Genomic DNA, 20,464 nt, shown 5'->3' with positions numbered 1-20,464 from the left:
ATGGCAATGCCGCCGGGCTCTGCTGTGTGTACCGGTCACTCCCGCCGGGCCGGAACCAACGGCGCTGATGGGCAAACTGCCCCACGGGGACAGCCTGCAGCGCTCCAAGGCCGCCCGCCGTGTTCAACTGCCCAGCGCGGCATCGCCCCGGCGCCTGGCCCGCCGAAGGACCGCCTCGTCGCTGCTGCATCGCGCCCCCTCTCGCCTTCGGGCAGAAGGGCGGCTGCGTCATGTCCGGGGTCAGTCGAGCGGAAGCTCCTGGTGCGCAGCCACGATCGCATCGATCCGATGCGCGAGGTCGAAGTCCGCTTCGGTCAGCCGAAATCCAGCGTCGTGCGTGGTGATGGTCGCCCGCAGGTGGTCCATCCGCAGGTCGAGGTCCGCATGGGGTGCCCAACTCCCGCCGCATCCGGGCCGACCGGGTTTCCACTGCGATCTCGGCCACCGCCCGCGCGATCCCAGCCGTGGCGTGCCGCGCCATGTACACCCCGCGGTCACGGCGCGCGGTCGGCGGGACGGTATCGAGGACCTGAGGCCACAGAGCGCCGGCCTCCACGCCGAGCCCGAGGCGCCCGTAGCAGGTGGCCCTCTGCACTTCGAGGTAACCCTGGGTGCGGCGGCACGCGTTGCCCCAAGGGAGGTCGTCGTCGACCCGGCAGAGGAGCCCGTCGGCAGTGTCGATGAGGTGGTCGACGGCGGCGCGGTCGCCGATGAGGCTGGCACCGTGCGCCTGCTGCTGCAACGACATGACCCGCACCTTCGGGGCGAGCCGGTCGGTGTCGACTGGCCCGTTCTTCCTAGGGCTCGGCGGACGAGCCGGCTAACGCGCCACGCGGTAGCGGAGGTAGACGAATCTCGAGCTGAAGGTGCGGGTCTCGACGAGTTCGAGATCCACCCGGCGCTCGCGTTGGGGAAAGAACGAAATGCCACCGCCAACCAGCACCGGGTAGACCATGGCCCGGTACTCGTCGATGAGACCCAACGCGGCCGCCTCGGCGGCGAGGGTCGCGCCACCGATCGCGATGTCGCCCTCCCCCGGCTCGGCTCGCAACCGCTCGATCTCCTCCGCAAGGCCGCCGGAGGCCAGGCGGGCGTTGCCCTGCACAGCCGACAGCGTGGTGGAGAACACGACCTTTGGGAGCGGATTCCAGAGAGCGGCCCACTCGAGCGTGGAGTCGTCGAGTGACGGATCCTGGTCGGCGGTCTCCCAGTACAGCATCGTCTCGTACAGCCGTCGTCCCAAAAGGTGGACGCCGACCTCTCGAATCTCGTCGATCCAGAAGCGAAAGACCTCCTCGTCGGGCGCCGTCCAGTCGAAGTCGCCGTCCGGCCCGACGATGTAGCCGTCAAGTGAGACGTTCATCGAATAGGTCACGCTGCGCATCAGAAGTCCTCCTCGGTAACGGCTTCGACCGTGCGGCTCGCGGGATCCCTGGGACGTGTCACCTCACGAGATCATTTCGTTGAGAAAACCTCACTCGGCGAACGGTCCGCTGTGCTCGAAGTCCGTCACAGGCTGCGGCCCGTAGATCTCGGACGCTACCCGTACCCATACAGGATGGCCTGCACCTCTAGCAGCGACTCGCCCCGAGCGAACATGCCAGGCCGCATGCGCACCTGATCCAGGTCATAGACCGTCCCGGCCTTCGCCGTCACAAGCAGCCGTACCGCGTAGACCTCGGCCATCCGCTCTTCGACCTCTGCGGGCGTAAGCCAGTCCACCGCCGTCGACTCGTCCCGTGTTCGCTCGATGCCGCCCGAGGGCATGCACCGGAACACCAGGGCGTCGATGCCACAGGGCGTGTTCTTGTGGACCCCGTCATCCAGGAGCCGGCCGACCCCAGCGGAGCCCGGCGACGCATCTGGCACGTAACTGGCACGACGCCTCTCCCCCGCCTCCCCGGCTGAGGAACGAACAAGGCCCAGGGTTCCGGTTCGATACCGGTGACCTGGGCCTTTGCCGTGCTACCTGCTGGTGGGCGCGGACGGTTTCGAACCGCCGACATCTGCTTTGTAAGAGCAGCGCTCTACCCCTGAGCTACGCACCCGTGGAATGAGGCAACAGCGTACATGGCCCATGGGTGGGTCCCGCAAACCGATGCGGGGCCGGGGGGTAGCCCCACCACGGGACGGTGGGTCGCCGGATCGGCAGGGGTGGGGTGGGTTTGTAGCGTGGCGGGACAGTCAGCGCGTTACCTGGGGGTTTGAAGGTCATGGTCGCTCGTCGTCGTATCCGCACGCTCCTCGCCGCCGGTGGGGCCGTCGTCGTCGTGCTCGGGGTCGGTGGGTGTGGGAGCACGGATGCCGCGGGGGCGCCCGTGGAGGAGAAGAGCTTTGCCTTCTCCGCGGGGACGCTCACCGTCGACTCCGACAACTCCGAGCTGGAGATCGTGCCCGCCGACATCAAGGACGTGCGCGTCAGCCGGCAGGTCGAGGGGTGGGTGTTCATGGGGAATGGGCCCGAGGCCGACTGGCGGATGGAGGGTGGGCGGCTGACGCTGCGGGTGGAGTGCGACGGCGTTGCCAGTGACTGCGACTCCGTTCACCGGATCCAGGTGCCGCGCGGGGTCGCCGTCACCGTCGAGGACGACAACGGGAAGGTCACCGCCGACGGGTTCGACACCGCCCTGAAGATCACGGCCGACAACGGTGAGGTCATCGTGCGCAACGCCTCCGGCGCGCTCGATCTGAGCAGTGGCAACGGGGAGGTCGTCGTGGAGGGTGGCACCACGTCCGGGCAGGTCGTCGCGCGGTCCGACAACGGGGCCGTACGGCTCGCGCTGAGCGCCGTGCCCGCGCGCGTGGAGGCCGTCAGCGACAACGGGGAGATCGACATCGCCCTGCCCACGGGCTCGGCCTCCTACGACGTCGACGGGCGCAGCGACAACGGCAGCGTCCGGATCGACGTGCCGACGCGGAAGGGCAGCGCGCATGTCGTGACCGCGCGCAGTGACAACGGGGAAGTCGTCGTGCGCAGCGCGAACTGATCGGCCCGTGTGTTCGTCCTTACCTGGTGGGAGAATGAACCGGACCGGGCAGGGCGGGCGGACACAGCACGGGAGAGGGACGTGGCGGCGACTCACGCGAGGGGCAGTTCCACGAGCGCCGCGACGGGGGCAGGGGTCGGGCGGGTCGCGCTCATGCTTCCGCTGCTCGCCGTCGCCCTCCTTCCCGGCGCCTTCGCCGGCGGTGGCACCAGACGCTGGTTCGGTGGGCGCGGCGAGAGTCAGCGGGCCGAGGCGCAGGCCGCCAAGGACGAGGCGGCCGCCGCCTTCTACGAGCTGGACACCGCCCAGCGCGATCTGCGGATCTCCATCGAGACGATCACGGCCGTCGACAGCTCGCCGGGCGCCCGCCGCGCCGTCGACGGGTTCGCGGCCCTCGGGCAGCGGATCGACGAGGTCAGCCACGCGTACATCACCGCCGTCGACGCGCACGATCTCGACCGGGACGAGCTGGACGCGGCCACCGCAGGCCGCGCCCGCGCCGAGCTGACGCGGGCCAAGGACGAGCTCGTACGGGTCAAGGGTGAGCTGGACCGGTTCGGGGAGGGGCTCGGGCCGCTCCTCGACAAGGCCGAGACGCAGCTCGCCCGGCTCGCGCCCGCCGTCGAGCGGGCGCGACAGGCGCTCCGGAACGCGAGCACCGCTCTCGACACGGTCAGGCAGTCCGGGCTGCGGGCGGATGATCTCGCCGCGCGGCTCGCCGCGCTCGGGCCCGAGCTCACCCGGCTCAACGAAGGCGCCGGACGTCACGGCGTCGCCGAGACCCTCCAGCGCGCCGACCAGGTCCTGCGCGAGGCCGAGGCCGTTCGCACCGAGGCCGAGCGGCTTCCCGAGCGCGCCGCCGAGACCGACAGGCGCCTGGTCTCCCTCCGTACCCGCGCCGAGGCGCTCACCACCCGGGCCGGCGCGGTCGAGCCGGTCCTGTCCGAACTCCGCCGCCGCTTCTCCGCCGCCTGCTGGCAGGATCTGCAGTACGTCCCCGCGACCGCCGCCGACAACGTCCGCCAGGCCGAGGAGAAGCTCAAGGAGGCCGCGAAGGCCCGCGAAGAGCAGCGCTGGCCCGATGCCACCAGCCTCCTCGCCACCGCCCGCGCCCTGCTCAACTCCACCGACGAGGCCGTGTCCGCCGCCGGCGACCGGCTCCGCCGGCTCGACGCCGTCGCCAAGGACCCGAAGGCGGAGATCGACCGCGCCCGCTTCGCGATCCGGGACGCCCAGCGTCTGGCGATGGCGGGCCGCCACACGCCCGACCCCCGCCATGCCCGCCCCCTGGACGACGCGGTCGGACGGCTCGACCGGGCGATCGCGGCCCTCGACAGCGGACGCCACCCCGACTACTGGCACTTCCTCACCGAGCTGGAGGCCATCCGCGCCACCGCCGCCCACGTCGTCGAGCTGATCCGGGAGGAGCGGGGCGGGGGCGCGGGTCACCGCTAGGGCCGGCGCGGGTCACCGCTAGGGCCGGCGCGGGGAGCGCTAGGTGCCCGGGCCGCCGGGTGCCCAGGACCCGCCCGGTTGAGCGGGTCGCGGGAAAGCGTCAGGCTGGTTGCACGCGACCTCAGCGCGAACCTGGGCGCGAGGGTGAGGACGAGCGCGAGCTGGTGGTGTCGGCGTTCCGACAGGCCTCGGTCTCGATGTCCCTGTTCGACCTCGAGCAGCGCTACCTGCGGCTCAACGACACCGCGAGCCAGGTGATGGGGCTGCCGGAAGAGGCGCTGCGGGGGCGGTTCTACCTGGACACCGTGCCGGAGGACGTGACCAGCCTGGGCGTCCTGCGCTCGCTGCGGGAGGTGGCCGAGACCGGCCGGCCGGTGCATTACGAGAGTTACACGCGGGCGCCCTCCGGGATCCGCGAGCACGCCTGGAACCGGGAGATGTGGCCGGTCCGGGAGGGGACGGAAAGCTCTGCGCGGTCGCCCTCTCCGCGTTCGACAGCAGCGAGCAGCACTGGGCACGGCAGCGCCTGGCCGTACTCGACCAGGCGGCGGTCTCGATCGGTACGACCCTGGACGTGACCCGCACGGCCGAGGAGCTGGCCCGGTTGGTCGTGCCGATGCTCGCGGAGTTCACCAGCGTGGACCTGCTCGACGAAGTACTGCGCGGCGAGGAACCCGCGGCCGGTCCGCCGGACGCCACGGTGGTACTGCGCCGGGCCGCGCACCTGTCGACGTCCTCGACGTCCGAGGGCACCCCGGAGGCCGTCGTCGGCCTCGGCTCGACCGACACGTACCCGCCCTTCTCCCCGCCCGCCCGCGCACTGCGCTCCGGGCAGGCGGTGCTGAGCGGCAGCGGTGAGCCGGACTTCGACCGGTGGACGCACGCCGTTCCGGCCCGCGGAGAGATGGCGCGCGCCAAGGAGCCCAGCTCCATGATGGCGGTACCGCTGATCGCCCGGGGCACCACGCTCGGCGTCGCCGTCCTGTTCCGCTCCCGCCCCGACGCGTTCACGGAGGACGACGTCACACTGGGACGCGAGCTGGCCGGCCGCGCCGCCGTGTGTGTCGACAACGCGCGCCGCTACACCCACGAGCGCTCCACCGCCCTGGTCCTCCAGGAGAGCCTGCTGCCGCACGGGCGCACCCGGCAGGCGGCCGTGACGGTCGCGACCCGGTACCTGCCGGCCGGCTCGCGGGCCGGTGTCGGCGGCGACTGGTTCGACGTGATCCCGCTCTCCGGCGCGCGGGTCGCCCTGGTCGTCGGCGATGTCGTCGGCCACGGGATCCACGCCTCGGCGACCATGGGGCGGCTGCGTACGGCGGTACGGACCCTCGCCGATGTCGACCTGCCGCCCGACGAGCTGCTGGCCCACCTCGACGACCTGGTCATCCGCCTCGCGAGCGAGGACGAGGACGACGACGTGGCCGGCACAGGTGGACACGGAGGCGGGGGCGGAAGCGGAGGCGGGGGCGGAGGCGAGACCGGCGCCACCTGCCTGTACGCGGTGTACGACCCGGTCGCCCGGGTGTGCACGGCCGCGAGTGCCGGCCATCCGCCGCCCGTCGTCGTCCTGCCGGACGGTACGGCCGACGTGCCCGCGATCACGCCCGGCCCGGTCCTCGGCGTCGGCGGCCTGCCGTTCGAGGCCACCGAGCTGGAACTGCCCGAGGGCAGCCTGCTCGCCCTGTACTCGGACGGTCTGGTCACGGCCCGGCGGCGCGACGCCGGCGCCGGCATCGAGGAGCTGCGCCACATCCTGACCGCCCCCTCCGAGCCCTCCCCCGCGGACGCGCTGGAGGCGAGCTGCGACCATGTCATCGAAACCCTGCTCCCCGAGCCCGAGCGTCCCGCCGACGACGTCGCGCTGCTCCTGGCCCGGACCAGCGCCCTGCGCGCCGACAAGGTGGGTGTCTGGGATCTCGCCGCGGACCCGTCCGTCGTCGCCGACGCCCGGAAGCTGGCCGCCGAACGCCTCGCCGCGTGGGAACTCGGCGACGAGGTCGCCTTCGTCACCGAACTGGTCGTCAGCGAGCTGGTCACCAACGCCATCCGCTACGGGGCCGCGCCCATCCAGCTCCGGCTCATCCACGACAGCAGCCTCATCTGCGAGGTGTCCGACGGCAACTCCACCTCGCCGCATCTGCGCCGCGCGCGGGTCTTCGACGAGGGCGGCCGCGGTCTGCTCCTGATCGCCCAGCTCACCCACCGCTGGGGCACGCGGCACACGGGGACCGGCAAGACGATCTGGGCCGAGCAGACGCTCGCCCGATGACCGAGGTCGCCCGCTAGCCTGTCCGTATGCCTCGTTACGAGTACCGCTGCCGCACCTGCGGCGACACCTTCGAACTCAGCCGTCCCATGGCCGAGTCCTCCGACCCCGCCGCCTGCCCCGCCGGGCACGACGACACCGTCAAGCTGCTCTCGGCCGTCGCCGTGGGCGGTACGGCGACGGCGACGGGCGGCGGCCCTGCCCCCTCCGGAGGCGGAGGCGGAGGCGGCTGCTGCGGCGGAGGCTGCTGCGGCTGATCAGCTGCCCAGGCAGCGCAGGATCGCGAGGACCCGTCGGCTGTAGCCCTCGCCCGGGGAGAGCGGTGGGGTGGAGTCCCGGGCGAGCAACCTCCCCGGCGTCCCGGCCCCAGCCCCAGCCCCAGCCCCAGCCCCAGCCCCAGCCGAGTTTGCTCATGATCCGTCACGCCGGTCGGCGCACCCCACCGCCCGTCGCCCCGTGCGGGTCAGGTGTCCTCAGGCCGGGTCGGGCAGCGCGGCGGGGGAACCGTTGAGCTGCGCGGGCAGGGTCGAGCGGTGCTCGGCCACCGCCGCGCGGAAGCGGCGCAGGATCTCCTCGCCCGCCGCCACGCCCCGCTCGGCGAGCACGTCGAGGTGCGGGGCGGTCCAGGCCGTGTCGGCGAGTTCGCCGTGGCCCGGGCGCCAGGCGCGGTCGGCGGCGAGCAGCAGGTCGGCGTCGAGGAGCGAGTCCCCTGCGGCCAGGGTGAGGGTGGCGCCGCAGCGGCGGGCGACCTCCCGCATGGCCGCGCTCTTGGTGAGCGGCTTGGGCACGGCGTACACCTTGCGGCCCTGGAGCGAGACCGCCCAGCCGCGGTCCTCGGCCCACTCGCCGAACCGCTTCAGCCACTCCTCCGGCAGCCGCTCCCGATCCACGACGAGGTACGCGAAGAGGTCCTCGGCGACCCGGTGCTTGCGCACCCAGGACAGGTCGGTGGTGGCGGTGAAGTACGCGCGGATCTCGGCGAGCGGCGCGCACTCCTCGGCGAGCCGGCGCACGACCGCCTCGTGCCAGTCGCGGTCGGCGACACCGTCGACGAGGAGGTGCCCGCCGTTGGCGCAGATCGCGTACTTCGGTACGGGGCCGGGGAGTTGGATGCGCTGGTACTGCTTGCGGGTGCGGGTGGTGGTGGGGACGAAGACGGCTTCGGCGGCGAGCTCCTCCAGGAGCACGGCCGCGTCCTCGGTCATGTACGACAGCGGCTTGGACTCGTGCACCTCGATGCTGAGCAGCCGGGGCGCCTGCGCGTCGGGCATGCCGAGCGCGAGGGCGGCCGAGGAGTAGATCAGCGTACGGTCGAGGTCGCTGGCGACCATCACGACGGGAGCGGTACTCACTGGGAGACCACCGCCTTGCCGTCGGCGCCTGTGGCGCCTCTCGTGTACTGGGGGTGGATCAGTCCCACGCAGGTGTACGGGAGTCCGTCGACCTCCTCGACGGGCACGCCGCGCTGTTCGGCGAGCAGGCGTACGTGGGCGAGGTCGGCGCCCGCGCCGCGCTGGGCGAGGATCTTCCAGGGGACGCGGCGCAGCAGGACCCGGGTGGTCTCGCCGACGCCGGGCTTGACCAGGTTGACGTCGTGGATGCCGTACTCCTCGCTGATCCGCTCGACGGCCGCCCAGCCCTCCCAGGTGGGGGTGCGGTCGGCGCTCAGAAGCTCCTTGACGTCGGTGTCGACGGCCTCGGCGACCTCGTCGAAGCGGGCCGCCACGGCGTCGAGGAAGACGCCCGAGACATCGGCGCCGGCCAGCTCGCGGTAGAACTTGCCGCCGTGGAAGTCGTCGGGTCCGACGAGGTCGGCGCGCAGGACCGTACGCGATATCAGGCCGGAGACGGTGGAGTTGAGGCAGGCGGAGGGGATGAGGAAGTCCTCGCGGGTGCCATAGGTGCGGACGCACGAGCCGGGGTCGGCGAGGACCGCGATCTCCGGGTCGAAGCCGTCGAACTCCCTGAGCGCCTCGGCCAGTTCGCGGGTGATGGCGCCCTTTCCGGTCCAGCCGTCGACGAAGACGACGTCGGCCGGGTCGTGGTGGGCGGCGAGCCAGCGCAGCGCGTTGGCGTCGATACCGCGGCCGCGGACGATGGAGACGGCGTAGTGGGGCAGGTCGAGGCCGTGGCGGGCCTGCGCCCAGCGGCGCATGAGGACGCCGACGGGCGTGCCGGCGCGGGCGAGCGAGACGAGCACGGGCCGTCCGCTGCCCCGGCCGGACCGCTCGGCGAGCACGGTCTCGGTGACGGTGCCGACGGCGCGGGCGATCCGCGCGGCGGAGGTCTCCAGGGCGGCGTGGAACAGCTCCTGGTACCGGTCGCTGGGCTGGTACTCGACCGGCAGCGACTCGGCGTAGTGGGCGCCGCCGCTCTGGATCGCCTCCTCGCGCTCCTCGGTCGGGGCCTCCAGCTCGACGTCCGAGAGGTCCTGGAGCAGCCAGCCGACCTCCTCGGGCGCGTACGAGGAGAAGGCGGGGCCGCGGAGGGGCTCGGGCAGCATGGAGCTCCTTTCGGGAGCTTCGGTGGCGGGAGCGGGTACGGACGAAGGGCCGTACGACGGGACGTACGAGGGGACGGACGAAGGGCCGTACGACGGGGTGTGCGAAGGGACGGACGAAGGGACGTACGACGGGGTGTGCGAAGGGACGTACGACGGGACGACGGCGAGCAGCACGTGCGGGATGTGCGCCGCGAGCTGGGCCAGCAGGCCGTCGGGGGCGTGCAGTTCGGGGGTGTCGGCGACGGAGTCGACGACGGCGACGACCGCGTCGAAGCCGCCTCCGGCGACGTTGTAGGCGTACCGCTCGCCGGGTCCGTCGGCGGGCGCGTCGTGGGCGGGGAAGACGAGCCGGGTGCGTATGGCGTAGCCCGGGTCGTCGACGGCGAGGACGGGCGAGCGGGTCGTGGTGGAGTACGAGACGTCGTGCCCCGCCCGCTCCAGCGCGACGGCGAGCCGCAGCGGCGCGTACATCAGCTCCTCGAAGCCGAGGACCAGGACGCGCCGCGCACCGCCGAGGGCCGTGGCCAGGCGCTCGGTCATGGCCGGCAGGACGTCGGCGAGGGCCACGGCGTGCGGCGCGGTGAAGCCGTGGCGCCCGCCGTCCGGAACGGCCGCCGGCCAGCCGAGCTCGACCCGTACGGGCACGGTCCGGGTCGACCGGGGCGCCCGGGGCGGCGGGACCGGGGCGGTCTCGTGCGCGGCGACGAGCGCCTGGCCCTTCTCCAGGACGCCGTCGGGCAGCCGTACGGTGCCGGCCGCACCGGCCACCAGGTCGATGCGGGCGCCGATCTCCCGGGCGAAGCTCTCCAGCCGGCCCAGATCGGCCGCCGAGCGCATGTCGACCAGCGCGACGATCACGTACCGCTCACGCGGGTAGCGCTCGTGCAGGTCCCGGATGGTGTTGAGGACGGTGTTGCCGGTGGAGAACTCGTCGTCGACGAGGACCAGCGGGCCGTCCCCGGCGAGCAGCTTGGGGTCCTCGGGGAGCAGCAGGTGCGAGGTGGCGTGCGAGTGGGACTCCTCGAAGCCGCCCGCGCTCGCGACCCCGTCGACGGGCCGCCGCGTGGAGTGCAGATAGGGCGCGAAGCCCATCCCGTCGGCGACCGAGTGGCCGAGGCCGGTGGCCGTCTCCGCGTAGCCGAGGACCACGCTGCGGGCGGTCTCCGCGCGCCCGAGGAGGTCCCGTACGCGCAGGCCCAGGGCGAAGCCGGAGCCGTAGACGACGCTCGGGCGCTGCGGTACGTGCTTGCCCAGCACCTGGGAGACCAGCAGATGCGCGCGCTTGGGGTTGCGGCGCAGTGCGAGGCCCAGCAGGCCCGGTAGCTTCTCGTCGCCGATCAGTTCGACGCCCAGTCGCTCCGCGACCCAGGTTCCCGACCACACCACGTCCCGATTCACCTTCCGTCAGCCGGCCAGTCCGGCGGTGAGCAGATCGACGAAGCCGACGTCCTCCTTGGCGACGCCGAAGACCTCGGCGCGCAGCAGGGTCCGCTCGGCCCACGCGCGATGCGGCTTCACCTCGTTCATCTTGTTCGTGTAGGCGGAGCGCATGACTCCGCCCCCGCCGCGCTCGGGCCGCAGGATGTCCTGGGCGTCGCTGTACTCCTCGTGGCTGACCACGGAGAGCGCGTGCACCGGCACCACATGGGTGGGGTGGATGCAGGTCTTGCCGAGCAGGCCGTTGGCCCGGTCGAGTTCGATCTCGCGCAGCAGCCCGTCGAGGTCGTGCTCGATGAGCGCGGTGCGCAGGTCCTCCGCGCGGCCCTCCAGGAAGGGGCTGCGGCGCAGCTGGGGCTTGAACATGCGCTCGCCGAGCCGGAAGTACTCCCAGACGGGTCCGGTGATGGTGAAGCCGGTGCCGTCGGAGCGGCCGAGGACGTTGACGACGTCCGCGATGACATGGGCGACGAGCTGGACGTCGTAGGCCGTCATGTCCGGCGGTCGGCGCAGTCCGTACGCGGAGCAGAAGTCGGTGACGCCGAGGCGCAGGGCGAGGACCCGCTCGCGGTACTTGTCGACGATCGCGGCGATGCCGGCGAGGGTCTCGGCGCGGGTCTCCAGGTGCAGCAGCTCGGGCGACTCGAGGACGGGCATGGCGAAAAGTCGCCGTCCGCAGGCCTTCTCGGCGACGCTGAGCGCCTCCAGGAAGGCGCGTCCGCGGGTCTCGGTGAACTTCGGCAGGACGAAGCCGGACAGCAGACGGACGGTGTCGCCGAGCCGCGCGGTCAGATCGGTGATCTGGCGGGGCTCACGGACCCGGATGAAGAGCAGGGGCACATCCTGGGGGGTCTTCCCGTCGGCGCCGGTCTCGCCCGCCGCGAGGTCGGCGAACTGACGGACGAGGTTGACCTCGGCGGCCTCCACATCGGCGTCGGCGATGGAGTCCTCCAGGCACAGCACCATGGAGACGACTCCGCGTGCGGCCTGTTTGCGCACGTCGTCGGCGAGCCGCGGCCGGGTGGCCGGGCTGTAGAGGGTGGCCCCCAGGGCCACGGCGAGCGTGCTCGCCGGCGAGTCGGCCGTGAACTCGGCCGGCTCCTGGTGGAACAGCCCGGCCCGCGTGGCGGACGGGATGTGCCCGAAATGACGCATGTAACTCCCCCGACTGCCTCTGCGGGCCCTGACGACATGTGGCCGGTAATAGTACGTAGGTGCGGGTGTCCTCAGTTCCCTTCGTGTATGAAATCCAGGTAACTCGTCCGCATCCGTCGCATGCCGCGCACCCCTCCGGGTACATCACGCCACGTCGGTACGGCCCCCGCGTTGTCCCCCGGTCGGCCGGGGAGGCAGGATGACGGTCATGACGCACGCGATGCTGAAGGGCTCCAACGTCCCTCTCGACACCGCGGCCGTACGGGCCGTGCTTCGCTGGACCCCGGGCCCCGGGGTCCCCGACGTGGACGCCTCGGCGCTGCTGCTCGGCGCCGACGGGCGCGTGCGCTCCGACGAGGACTTCGTCTTCTACAACCAGCCGCGCCACCCCTCCGGTCTGGTGCGCCGGCTGCCGAAGAAGCGGGTGGCGGAGGGCCTGACCGACACGGTCGAGGCCGATCTCGGCGGGCTCGACCCGTCGGTCGACCAGGTGGTGATCGCGGCCTCCTCGGACGGCGGCACCTTCCGGTCCGTCTCCGACCTGCGGATCCTGCTGTACGACGCGGGTGCGGCGGACCAGGAGCCGCTGGCCCTGTTCGACGTGACGGCGGAGACGGGCGAGGAGACGGCGGTCATCTGCGGCGAGCTGTACCGGCGTGGGGAGGGCTGGAAGTTCCGCGCGGTGGGGCAGGGCTATCCGACCGGGCTCATCGGCCTCGCGACCGACTTCGGGATCTCGGTGGACGAGGGCACGGACGGGGACGGCGACGGCGGTACGGACGGGGACGGCGACGGCGGTACGGACGGGAGCGGGAGCGGTTCCACGGACGTCACCGCGGACCCGGCCCCGGACCTCGACGCGACGGTCGTCCACCCTCCTGTGGCCGCCCCCGGCCCCGTACCGGTCCCTGTCCCTGTCCCGCCCCAGCCGACCGCTCCCCCGGCGCCCGTACCGGCCTACGGCTATCCGCAGCCGGCCGCGCCCGCGCAGCCCGCGTACGGCTATCCCCAGCCAGCCGCGGCCGCCGCGCCCGCACCGGACCCGAACTTCCGGCTGCCGCCCATGGGTCCGCAGTTCGTCCGCCCGTAAGCCCATGGGCTAGGCCTTCGTCTTGTAGCCGCGCCCCCACTGCAGGCCCCATCCGTACAGCCGGTCCAGCTCCGCCTGGAAGCCGTACACGAATTTCACCTCGCGGCGGACGACCAGTTCGTCCTTGACGTTCTCGACGGTGAACACCGCGCAGGAGCGGGCCTGCGGGGCGCGCTCGTCCAGTTCGATCTCGATCCGGGGGCCGCTGCTGGGGTAGAGCGTCACCTTGGCGTGGGTGCGGTCGAACGCCGGCGTCTGGTCGTAGATGTAGACGAAGAAGAGCAGCCGCTTGATCTCGTTGCGGTGGTCGAGGTTGATGAAGATCGTCTCGCCGGAGGGCGAGCCGAAGCGGTCGTCGCCGCTGAGCTTCACGTACGGCGCCGTGTTCAGGTCGCCGAAGAAGCCGCCCAGCGGCTGCACCACGCCCTTGCTGCCGTCGGCCAGCTCGTACATGCAGCCGAGGTCCAGGTCGACGTTGACGACGCCCTGGGTGTGCGCCTGGACGACCTCGGGCTTGAAGAGCTTCGAGGGGTGGCGCAGCAGCCGGCCGCTCTGCTTGGAGCGGCCTTCTATGTCCGAGGTGCGCATCCGCCAGGAGAGGTTGACGCGCAGGTTGCCGGTGGCGGCGCCCTGTTTGGTGAGCGAGACCGTGGGGCGCCGTTTGGTGAGGTCGATGGAGTTGCTCGACGCGCTGCCCGAATCGAACTGTGCCGCCCTGCCCGGAAACAGGCCGTCCCAGAAGCCCATGCGCCCCCACCCCCACTCGAAACCGGTTCATACGCCGCGGGGCGGCCGGGTGCACCGGCCGCCCCGCAGTGAAGCGTTCCTCATTGCCGGGGCTGTCACACCCCGGACGACACCTCGGTCTTGTCCGAGGCGTCAGCTTTTCCCTCTGCCGCCGCCAGCGCCTTGTTGCGCCGGACGGAGGACCAGAAGGACCAGGCGATGAGGGCGACACCGATGAGACCGGTGACGACCTCGGGGATCTGGTACCGGATGGTGACCATGAGGATCACGGCGAGCGCGCCGATGGCGTAGTGGGCGCCGTGCTCGAGGTAGACGTAGTCGTCGAGGGTGCCCTGGCGGACCAGGTAGACCGTGAGCGACCGGACGTACATGGCGCCGACGCCGAGGCCGAGCGCCATCAGGACGATGTCGTTGGTGATGGCGAAGGCACCGATGACGCCGTCGAAGGAGAAGGACGCGTCGAGCACCTCGAGGTAGAGGAACATGAAGAAGGCGGCCTTGCCGGCGAGCTGGACGGCGGAGACCTTCTTGCCGCTGCGCTTGGCCTCCTCCTCGAGCTCGTGCTCGTGCTCCTCTTCCTCCTCCAGCTTGTTCTCGAAGTAGCCGGAGAGGCCGCCGACGACGAGGTAGGTGATCAGACCGGCGACACCGGAGAGCAGGACGGTCGCCGCCTTGTCGACGTGCACACCGCCGTGCTGGTGGGCCTGGGTCGCGAACGTCATGGCGCTGATCAGCAGGACGATCAGGGCGATGCAGACCGAGAGCATGTCGATCTTGCCGAGCTTGGCCAGCGGGCGCTCCAGCCAGCCGAGCCACTTGATGTCACGCTCCTCGAAGATGAAGTCGAGGAAGATCATCAGCAGGAACATGCCACCGAAGGCCGCGATCGACGGGTGCGCGTCGGTCACGAGCTGTTCGTAGCGCTCGGCGTCGTTGAACGCGAGATCGACGGCCTCGATCGGCCCGATCTTGGCGCTGATCGCGACGATCACGACGGGGAAGACCAGCCGCATGCCGAAGACGGCGATGAGTACACCGATGGTGAGGAAGATCTTCTGCCAGAAGGCATTCATCTTCTTCAGGATTCCGGCGTTGACCACCGCATTGTCGAAGGACAGCGAGATCTCGAGGACGCAGAGGATCGCGACGATCCCGAATGCCTCCCACCCCCCGTAGAGCACCGCTGCGACCAGACCGAGCGCCGTAATGGCGAACGACCAGCCGAAGGTTTTCAGAACCACTGTCTACCCCATCGTTTTATGTACGCGGCTTTACGAAACGTTGACCCCGAAGTCTAGAGCGATGCCCCGGAGGCCGGACGCGTACCCCTGTCCCACCGCCCGGAACTTCCATTCGCCGCCGTACCGGTACAGCTCGCCGAAGATCATCGCGGTCTCGGTGGAGGCGTCCTCGGAGAGGTCGTAGCGGGCCAGCTCCTGGCCGTCCGCCTGGTTCACGACGCGAATGAACGCGTTGCTGACCTGGCCGAAGGTCTGGCCCCGATTGTCGGCCTCGTGGATCGAGACCGGAAAAACGATCTTGTCGCAGTGGGCGGGGACCTTGGTGAGGTCCACGATGAGCGACTCGTCGTCGCCGTCGCCCTCGCCGGTGAGGTTGTCACCGGTGTGTTCGACGGAGCCCTCGGGGCTCTTGAGATTGTTGTAGAAGACGAAGTGTTCGTCGCCGAGCACCCGTCCCGACTGGCACAGCAGGGCGCTGGCGTCGAGGTCGAAGGGCGCGCCGGTGGTGGAGCGCGCGTCCCAGCCGAGGCCGACCAGCACCTGGGTGAGGTTGGGTGCGGCCTTGGAGAGGGAGACGTTGCCTCCCTTGGCGAGCGTGACGCCCATGTGTGGATCCTCCCCGGTGAGTAACTGCTGATGAGGCACGTCCGGCGCCGCACGGACTGTGCGGCGCCGGACGGATCAATGCTGTGACGCTGCGTGACTCAGACGTTGACGCCGAAGTCCGCCGCGATACCGCGCAGGCCCGAGGCGTAGCCCTGGCCGACCGCGCGGAACTTCCACTCCGCGCCACTGCGGTACAGCTCGCCGAAGACCATGGCGGTCTCGGTCGAGGCGTCCTCGGAGAGGTCGTACCGGGCGATCTCGGCACCGCCGGCCTGGTTCACGACGCGGATGAACGCGTTGCGGACCTGGCCGAAGGACTGCTGGCGGTTCTCGGCGTCGTAGATCGACACCGGGAAGACGATCTTGGCGACATCGGCGGGCACCGTGGCCAGGCTGACCTTGACCTGCTCGTCGTCGCCCTCACCCTCGCCGGTGAGGTTGTCACCGGTGTGCTCGACCGAGCCGTCGGCGCTCTTCAGGTTGTTGAAGAACACGAAGTCCTGGTCGTTGCGGACCTTGCCCTCCGCGCTGACCAGGATGGCGCTGGCGTCGAGGTCGAAGTCCGTCCCGGTGGTGGTGCGGACGTCCCAGCCCAGACCGACCGTGACAGCGGTCAGGCCAGGGGCCTCCTTGGTCAGCGAGACGTTGCCGCCCTTGCTGAGGCTGACTCCCACGAGTCCCTCCATGTGGTTTCCAGGGGCAGCGCCCCCGTCGTGCGTTGGCATCGGATCAACGAGTGGATCCTAGTGACGGGTTCCCGGACGGGACAGCCGATTCACCCCGATGTTCAGAGAGTGTCGAGCGCCTTGAGGTAGTCGTTGAGGTCGCGGGCGTCCGGGAGGGCGTTGACGACGCTCCAGCGGACGACGCCCTCCTTGTCGATGATGAAGGTGCCGCGCACGGCGCAGCCCTTGTCCTCGTCGAAGACGCCGTAGGCGCGCGAGGCCTCGCCGTGCTTCCAGAAGTCGGAGAGGAGCGGGTACTCCAGGCCCTCCTGCTCGGCGAAGATGCGCAGGGTGTGGATGGAGTCGTTGGAGACGGCGAGGAGCTGGGTGTCGTCGTTGACGAACTTCGGCAGGTTGTCGCGCAGCTCGCACAGCTCGCCGGTGCAGACGCCGGTGAAGGCGAAGGGGTAGAAGAGCAGCACCACGTTCTTCTCTCCCTGGAAGTCGGAGAGCCTCACGGTGCGGCCGTGGTTGTCCTTGAGCTCGAACTCCGGGGCCTTGGTGCCGACCTCGATCGCCATCGCGTGCGCATCCCTTCACTGGACCGGACAGGTCATTGGACCGGACAGGTCGTTGGACCGAACAGGTGAAGGCCAAGCTTAGGACCGGCCCCCGGCCCGGGACGCACAGAGCCCCCGCCGACGGTCTCGGCGGGGGCTCCTGCTGCTTGGGGATCAGCGCTTGGGGGCGACCAGTCGGCTGCCCGACCAGTCCTTGGCCACGCTGATGCTCTTGGTCTGGGAGAAGCCGGCGGTCTGCGCGGCGTCACTGATGTCGCTCGGTTCGACGTAGCCGTCACGGCCGGTCTTGGGCGTCAGCAGCCATACGACCCCGCCGTCCTCCAGCAGGCCAATGGCATCGACCAGGGAGTCCGTCAGATCTCCGTCCTCGTCGCGGAACCAGAGCACGACGGCGTCGGCGACGTCGTCGTAGTCCTCGTCAGCGAGGTCCGACCCGATGATGGACTCGATGCCTTCGCGGAGATCGAAATCGACGTCGTCGTCGTAACCGATCTCCTGGACCACCTGTCCGGGCTCGAACCCCAGCCTCGCTGCCGGGTTGGTCCGCTCCTCCGCGTGGTCCGCGGTCGCGCTCACGGCTTGCCTCCTGATCATGTATCGGAAAATGCTTCGGCCACGCGCGTACGCGCAGCGCTGGCCGTAGTCCACACGGGCTGGGCGGATCGCGCAAGTACCCGGCCGCCGAGACCGCCGAAACGGTGACGTTTGGGGCCGTCTCGCCGCATCTTCCGGGCCGGTTCCACTCCGCTCCGTGACATAGGGCACACGCTTCGTCCCGCTTTACGGGCTTCCGCCGCTTCAGTCTGCCGAACGTACTGACGAAACGCATGCGCGGGTTGGGCGTAAGGTTGCGATTTGACCCAACCAGGCACCCAGCGGGGGTTACCCCTCGGTAGAGATGACGTTTGACACCGACGGGGTACACGATGGACATCCCGGCCTCCCCGTGGGCTCCACCGAACAGCGAAGGAACAGCGTGGCTTCCGGATCCGATCGCAACCCGATCATCATTGGCGGCCTTCCCAGCCAGGTCCCGGACTTCGATCCGGAGGAGACCCAGGAATGGCTGGACTCCCTCGACGCCGCTGTCGACGAGCGGGGCCGTGAGCGCGCCCGCTACCTGATGCTCCGCCTGATCGAGCGGGCCCGCGAGAAGCGCGTGGCCGTGCCCGAGATGCGCAGCACGGACTACGTCAACACGATCGCCACCAAGGACGAGCCGTTCTTCCCCGGCAACGAGGAGATCGAGCGCAAGGTCCTCAACGCGACCCGCTGGAACGCCGCCGTGATGGTCTCGCGCGCGCAGCGCCCGGGCATCGGGGTCGGCGGCCACATCGCCACCTTCGCCTCCTCCGCCTCGCTGTACGACGTCGGCTTCAACCACTTCTTCCGCGGCAAGGACGAGGGCGACGGCGGCGACCAGATCTTCTTCCAGGGCCACGCCTCCCCCGGTGTCTACGCCCGCGCGTACCTCCTGGACCGACTGAACGAGACGCAGCTCGACGCCTTCCGCCAGGAGAAGTCGAAGTTCCCCAACGGCCTGTCCTCGTACCCGCACCCCCGGCTGATGCCGGACTTCTGGGAGTTCCCGACCGTCTCGATGGGCCTCGGCCCGATCGGCGCGATCTACCAGGCCCGGATGAACCGCTACATGGAGGCGCGCGGCATCGCCGACACCTCCAAGTCGCACGTCTGGGCGTTCCTCGGCGACGGCGAGATGGACGAGCCGGAGTCGCTCGGCCAGCTGTCCATCGCCGCCCGCGAGGGCCTGGACAACCTGACCTTCGTCGTCAACTGCAACCTGCAGCGGCTCGACGGCCCGGTGCGCGGCAACGGCAAGATCATCCAGGAGCTGGAGTCGCAGTTCCGCGGCGCCGGCTGGAACGTGATCAAGCTGATCTGGGACCGCTCCTGGGACCCGCTGCTCGCCCAGGACCGCGACGGCATCCTGGTCAACAAGCTGAACACCACGCCCGACGGCCAGTTCCAGACGTACGCGACGGAGACCGGCGCGTACATCCGCGACCACTTCTTCGGCGACGACCAGCGGCTGCGCTCGATGGTCGAGGGCATGTCGGACCACCAGATCCTGCACCTGGGCCGCGGCGGTCACGACCACAAGAAGATCTTCGCGGCCTTCGCGGCGGCCAAGGCGCACAAGGGCCAGCCCACCGTGGTGCTCGCGCAGACCGTCAAGGGCTGGACGCTGGGCCCGAACTTCGAGGGCCGCAACGCGACCCACCAGATGAAGAAGCTGACGGTCGACGACCTCAAGCGCTTCCGTGACCGGCTGCACATCCCGATCACGGACGCGCAGCTGGAGGACGGCCCGCCGCCGTACTACCACCCGGGCCGGGACTCCGAGGAGATCCAGTACATGCACGACCGCCGCAAGGCGCTCGGCGGGTACGTCCCGACCCGTGTCGTGCGGTCGAAGCCGCTGGTCCTGCCCGAGGACAAGACCTACGCCCCGGTGAAGAAGGGCTCCGGCCAGCAGTCGATCGCCACCACGATGGCGTTCGTCCGGCTGCTCAAGGACCTGATGCGGGACAAGGAGATCGGCAGGCGCTTCGTGCTGATCGCCCCCGACGAGTACCGCACGTTCGGCATGGACTCGTTCTTCCCGAGCGCCAAGATCTACAACCCGCTGGGCCAGCAGTACGAGGCCGTGGACCGCGAACTGCTGCTCGCGTACAAGGAGTCCCCGACCGGCCAGATGCTGCACGACGGCATCTCCGAGGCGGGCTGCACGGCCTCGCTGATCGCGGCCGGTTCGGCGTACGCCACGCACGGCGAGCCGCTGATCCCGGTCTACGTCTTCTATTCGATGTTCGGTTTCCAGCGGACCGGTGACCAGTTCTGGCAGATGGCCGACCAGCTCGCGCGCGGCTTCGTGCTCGGTGCGACCGCCGGCCGTACGACGCTGACCGGTGAGGGCCTCCAGCACGCGGACGGCCACTCGCAGCTGCTCGCCTCGACGAACCCGGGCTGTGTCGCCTACGACCCGGCCTTCGGCTACGAGATCGCGCACATCGTCCAGGACGGCCTGAGGCGGATGTACGGCCCCGACGCCGAGGACGTCTTCTACTACCTGACGGTCTACAACGAGCCGATCCAGCACCCGGCGGAGCCGGAGGACGTGGACGTCGAGGGCATCCTCAAGGGCATCCACCGCTTCAAGGCGGGCGAGGCCGGCGCGATCCCCGCGCAGATCATGGCCTCCGGTGTCGCCGTGCCGTGGGCGGTGGAGGCGCAGCGGATCCTCGCCGAGGAGTGGAACGTGCGCGCCGACGTCTGGTCGGCGACGTCGTGGAACGAGCTGCGCCGTGAGGCCGTGGAGGTCGACCGGCACAACCTGCTCCACCCGGACGAGGAGCAGCGCGTCCCGTACGTGACGCGGAAGCTGTCCTCGGCCCAGGGGCCGTTCGTCGCCGTCTCCGACTGGATGCGGTCGGTTCCGGACCAGATCTCCCGCTGGGTGCCGGGCACCTACACCTCGCTGGGCGCGGACGGCTTCGGCTTCGCGGACACGCGGGGTGCGGCCCGCCGCTTCTTCCACATCGACGCCCAGTCGATCGTGCTCGCGGTCCTGACCGAGCTCGCCCGTGACGGCAAGGTCGACCGCTCGGTCCTGAAGCAGGCCGTGGACCGCTACCAGCTGCTCGACGTGGCGGCCGCGGACCCGGGCGCCGCCGGCGGCGACGCGTAGCAGCCGCTCGGCGATCCGG

16 protein-coding genes, 1 tRNA gene and 2 pseudogenes are annotated in these 20,464 nt (G+C 70.6%); 6 read left to right on the top strand and 13 right to left on the bottom strand.

Annotation, left to right across the window (positions count from 1 at the left end; genetic code table 11):
* Window positions 1-240: 240 nt before the first annotated feature.
* The 4 genes and pseudogenes from FDM97_RS36335 to FDM97_RS07770 all read right to left on the bottom strand — a co-directional run bounded on the left by FDM97_RS36335 (window position 241) and on the right by FDM97_RS07770 (window position 2,048).
* Window positions 241-366: a 4a-hydroxytetrahydrobiopterin dehydratase gene (locus tag FDM97_RS36335; protein ID WP_175439059.1), complete on the bottom strand. Its 126-nt coding sequence runs from the start codon at window positions 364-366 to the stop codon at window positions 241-243.
* Between the two features lie 454 nt (window positions 367-820).
* A complete protein-coding gene (locus FDM97_RS07780; protein WP_137989519.1) occupies window positions 821-1,384 on the bottom strand; it encodes a dihydrofolate reductase family protein in 564 nt (187 codons plus the stop codon).
* 272 nt (window positions 1,385-1,656) lie between these two features.
* Window positions 1,657-1,818, bottom strand: a pseudogene (locus FDM97_RS07775) (NUDIX hydrolase); the annotation flags it as partial.
* Between the two features lie 155 nt (window positions 1,819-1,973).
* Window positions 1,974-2,048, bottom strand: a tRNA-Val gene (locus FDM97_RS07770).
* A 165-nt stretch (window positions 2,049-2,213) separates the two neighbouring features.
* Here FDM97_RS07770 and FDM97_RS07765 point away from each other — a divergent pair.
* From FDM97_RS07765 to FDM97_RS07750, 4 genes and pseudogenes are all read left to right on the top strand, one after another.
* The gene (locus FDM97_RS07765; RefSeq protein WP_137989518.1) at window positions 2,214-2,987 is read left to right on the top strand and encodes a DUF4097 family beta strand repeat-containing protein; all 774 of its coding nucleotides are present in this window, start codon (window positions 2,214-2,216) and stop codon (window positions 2,985-2,987) included.
* Between the two features lie 81 nt (window positions 2,988-3,068).
* Window positions 3,069-4,442: a hypothetical protein gene (locus FDM97_RS07760; RefSeq protein WP_137989517.1), complete on the top strand. Its 1,374-nt coding sequence runs from the start codon at window positions 3,069-3,071 to the stop codon at window positions 4,440-4,442.
* 164 nt (window positions 4,443-4,606) lie between these two features.
* A pseudogene (locus FDM97_RS07755) lies at window positions 4,607-6,714 on the top strand (ATP-binding SpoIIE family protein phosphatase).
* 26 nt (window positions 6,715-6,740) lie between these two features.
* On the top strand, window positions 6,741-6,968 hold the full coding sequence (locus FDM97_RS07750; protein ID WP_137989516.1) for an FmdB family zinc ribbon protein: 228 nt from the start codon (window positions 6,741-6,743) through the stop codon (window positions 6,966-6,968).
* A 216-nt stretch (window positions 6,969-7,184) separates the two neighbouring features.
* Here the strand turns inward: FDM97_RS07750 and FDM97_RS07745 are convergent, their stop codons facing one another.
* From FDM97_RS07745 to FDM97_RS07735, 3 genes are read right to left on the bottom strand one after another with little or no spacing between them, the layout of a single operon-like run.
* Window positions 7,185-8,042: an HAD family hydrolase gene (locus FDM97_RS07745; RefSeq protein WP_137994710.1), complete on the bottom strand. Its 858-nt coding sequence runs from the start codon at window positions 8,040-8,042 to the stop codon at window positions 7,185-7,187.
* Window positions 8,043-8,059: 17 nt separating this feature from the next.
* Entirely contained in the window at window positions 8,060-10,600 is a 2,541-nt protein-coding gene (locus FDM97_RS07740) for a phosphoribosyltransferase (protein ID WP_137989515.1), read from the bottom strand.
* Between the two features lie 18 nt (window positions 10,601-10,618).
* Window positions 10,619-11,806 carry an HpcH/HpaI aldolase/citrate lyase family protein gene (locus tag FDM97_RS07735; protein ID WP_137989514.1) on the bottom strand — a complete coding sequence of 396 codons (1,188 nt, stop codon included), beginning with the start codon at window positions 11,804-11,806 and terminating at the stop codon, window positions 10,619-10,621.
* 199 nt (window positions 11,807-12,005) lie between these two features.
* Here FDM97_RS07735 and FDM97_RS07730 point away from each other — a divergent pair, with 199 nt between their 5' ends.
* Window positions 12,006-12,896: a TerD family protein gene (locus FDM97_RS07730; RefSeq protein ID WP_137989513.1), complete on the top strand. Its 891-nt coding sequence runs from the start codon at window positions 12,006-12,008 to the stop codon at window positions 12,894-12,896.
* A gap of 9 nt (window positions 12,897-12,905) precedes the next feature.
* Here the strand turns inward: FDM97_RS07730 and FDM97_RS07725 are convergent, their stop codons facing one another.
* The 6 genes from FDM97_RS07725 to FDM97_RS07700 all read right to left on the bottom strand — a co-directional run bounded on the left by FDM97_RS07725 (window position 12,906) and on the right by FDM97_RS07700 (window position 17,312).
* A complete protein-coding gene (locus FDM97_RS07725) occupies window positions 12,906-13,643 on the bottom strand; it encodes a TerD family protein (protein WP_137989512.1) in 738 nt (245 codons plus the stop codon).
* A gap of 95 nt (window positions 13,644-13,738) precedes the next feature.
* Window positions 13,739-14,884 (bottom strand): DUF475 domain-containing protein, encoded by a 1,146-nt coding sequence (locus FDM97_RS07720; protein ID WP_137989511.1) that lies wholly within the window; start codon window positions 14,882-14,884, stop codon window positions 13,739-13,741.
* Window positions 14,885-14,914: 30 nt separating this feature from the next.
* The gene (locus tag FDM97_RS07715; RefSeq protein WP_137989510.1) at window positions 14,915-15,490 is read right to left on the bottom strand and encodes a TerD family protein; all 576 of its coding nucleotides are present in this window, start codon (window positions 15,488-15,490) and stop codon (window positions 14,915-14,917) included.
* 98 nt (window positions 15,491-15,588) lie between these two features.
* On the bottom strand, window positions 15,589-16,164 hold the full coding sequence (locus FDM97_RS07710; protein ID WP_137989509.1) for a TerD family protein: 576 nt from the start codon (window positions 16,162-16,164) through the stop codon (window positions 15,589-15,591).
* A 113-nt stretch (window positions 16,165-16,277) separates the two neighbouring features.
* Window positions 16,278-16,736: a peroxiredoxin gene (locus FDM97_RS07705; RefSeq protein WP_137989508.1), complete on the bottom strand. Its 459-nt coding sequence runs from the start codon at window positions 16,734-16,736 to the stop codon at window positions 16,278-16,280.
* A 153-nt stretch (window positions 16,737-16,889) separates the two neighbouring features.
* Window positions 16,890-17,312: a DUF3052 domain-containing protein gene (locus FDM97_RS07700; RefSeq protein WP_137989507.1), complete on the bottom strand. Its 423-nt coding sequence runs from the start codon at window positions 17,310-17,312 to the stop codon at window positions 16,890-16,892.
* 400 nt (window positions 17,313-17,712) lie between these two features.
* On the opposite strand from FDM97_RS07700, the gene aceE reads away from it, so the two are divergent.
* On the top strand, window positions 17,713-20,445 hold the full coding sequence (aceE, locus tag FDM97_RS07695; RefSeq protein WP_137989506.1) for a pyruvate dehydrogenase (acetyl-transferring), homodimeric type: 2,733 nt from the start codon (window positions 17,713-17,715) through the stop codon (window positions 20,443-20,445).
* Window positions 20,446-20,464: the final 19 nt, after the last annotated feature.

The sequence above is a fragment of the Streptomyces vilmorinianum genome (assembly GCF_005517195.1).
Lineage (GTDB): Bacteria > Actinomycetota > Actinomycetes > Streptomycetales > Streptomycetaceae > Streptomyces > Streptomyces vilmorinianum.
This window is presented reverse-complemented; position numbering and strand designations above follow the sequence as displayed.

Excerpts from the sequence above, each read along its gene's own strand:
- FDM97_RS36335 (WP_175439059.1), bottom strand. The coding sequence starts at position 366 with ATGGACCACCTGCGGGCGACCATCACCACGCACGACGCTGGATTTCGG.
- FDM97_RS07780 (WP_137989519.1), bottom strand. The coding sequence starts at position 1,384 with ATGCGCAGCGTGACCTATTCGATGAACGTCTCACTTGACGGCTACATC.
- FDM97_RS07765 (WP_137989518.1), top strand. The coding sequence starts at position 2,214 with ATGGTCGCTCGTCGTCGTATCCGCACGCTCCTCGCCGCCGGTGGGGCC.
- FDM97_RS07750 (WP_137989516.1), top strand. The coding sequence starts at position 6,741 with ATGCCTCGTTACGAGTACCGCTGCCGCACCTGCGGCGACACCTTCGAA.
- FDM97_RS07745 (WP_137994710.1), bottom strand. The coding sequence starts at position 8,042 with ATGGTCGCCAGCGACCTCGACCGTACGCTGATCTACTCCTCGGCCGCC.
- FDM97_RS07735 (WP_137989514.1), bottom strand. The coding sequence starts at position 11,806 with ATGCGTCATTTCGGGCACATCCCGTCCGCCACGCGGGCCGGGCTGTTC.
- FDM97_RS07730 (WP_137989513.1), top strand. The coding sequence starts at position 12,006 with ATGACGGTCATGACGCACGCGATGCTGAAGGGCTCCAACGTCCCTCTC.
- FDM97_RS07725 (WP_137989512.1), bottom strand. The coding sequence starts at position 13,643 with ATGGGCTTCTGGGACGGCCTGTTTCCGGGCAGGGCGGCACAGTTCGAT.
- FDM97_RS07715 (WP_137989510.1), bottom strand. The coding sequence starts at position 15,490 with ATGGGCGTCACGCTCGCCAAGGGAGGCAACGTCTCCCTCTCCAAGGCC.
- FDM97_RS07705 (WP_137989508.1), bottom strand. The coding sequence starts at position 16,736 with ATGGCGATCGAGGTCGGCACCAAGGCCCCGGAGTTCGAGCTCAAGGAC.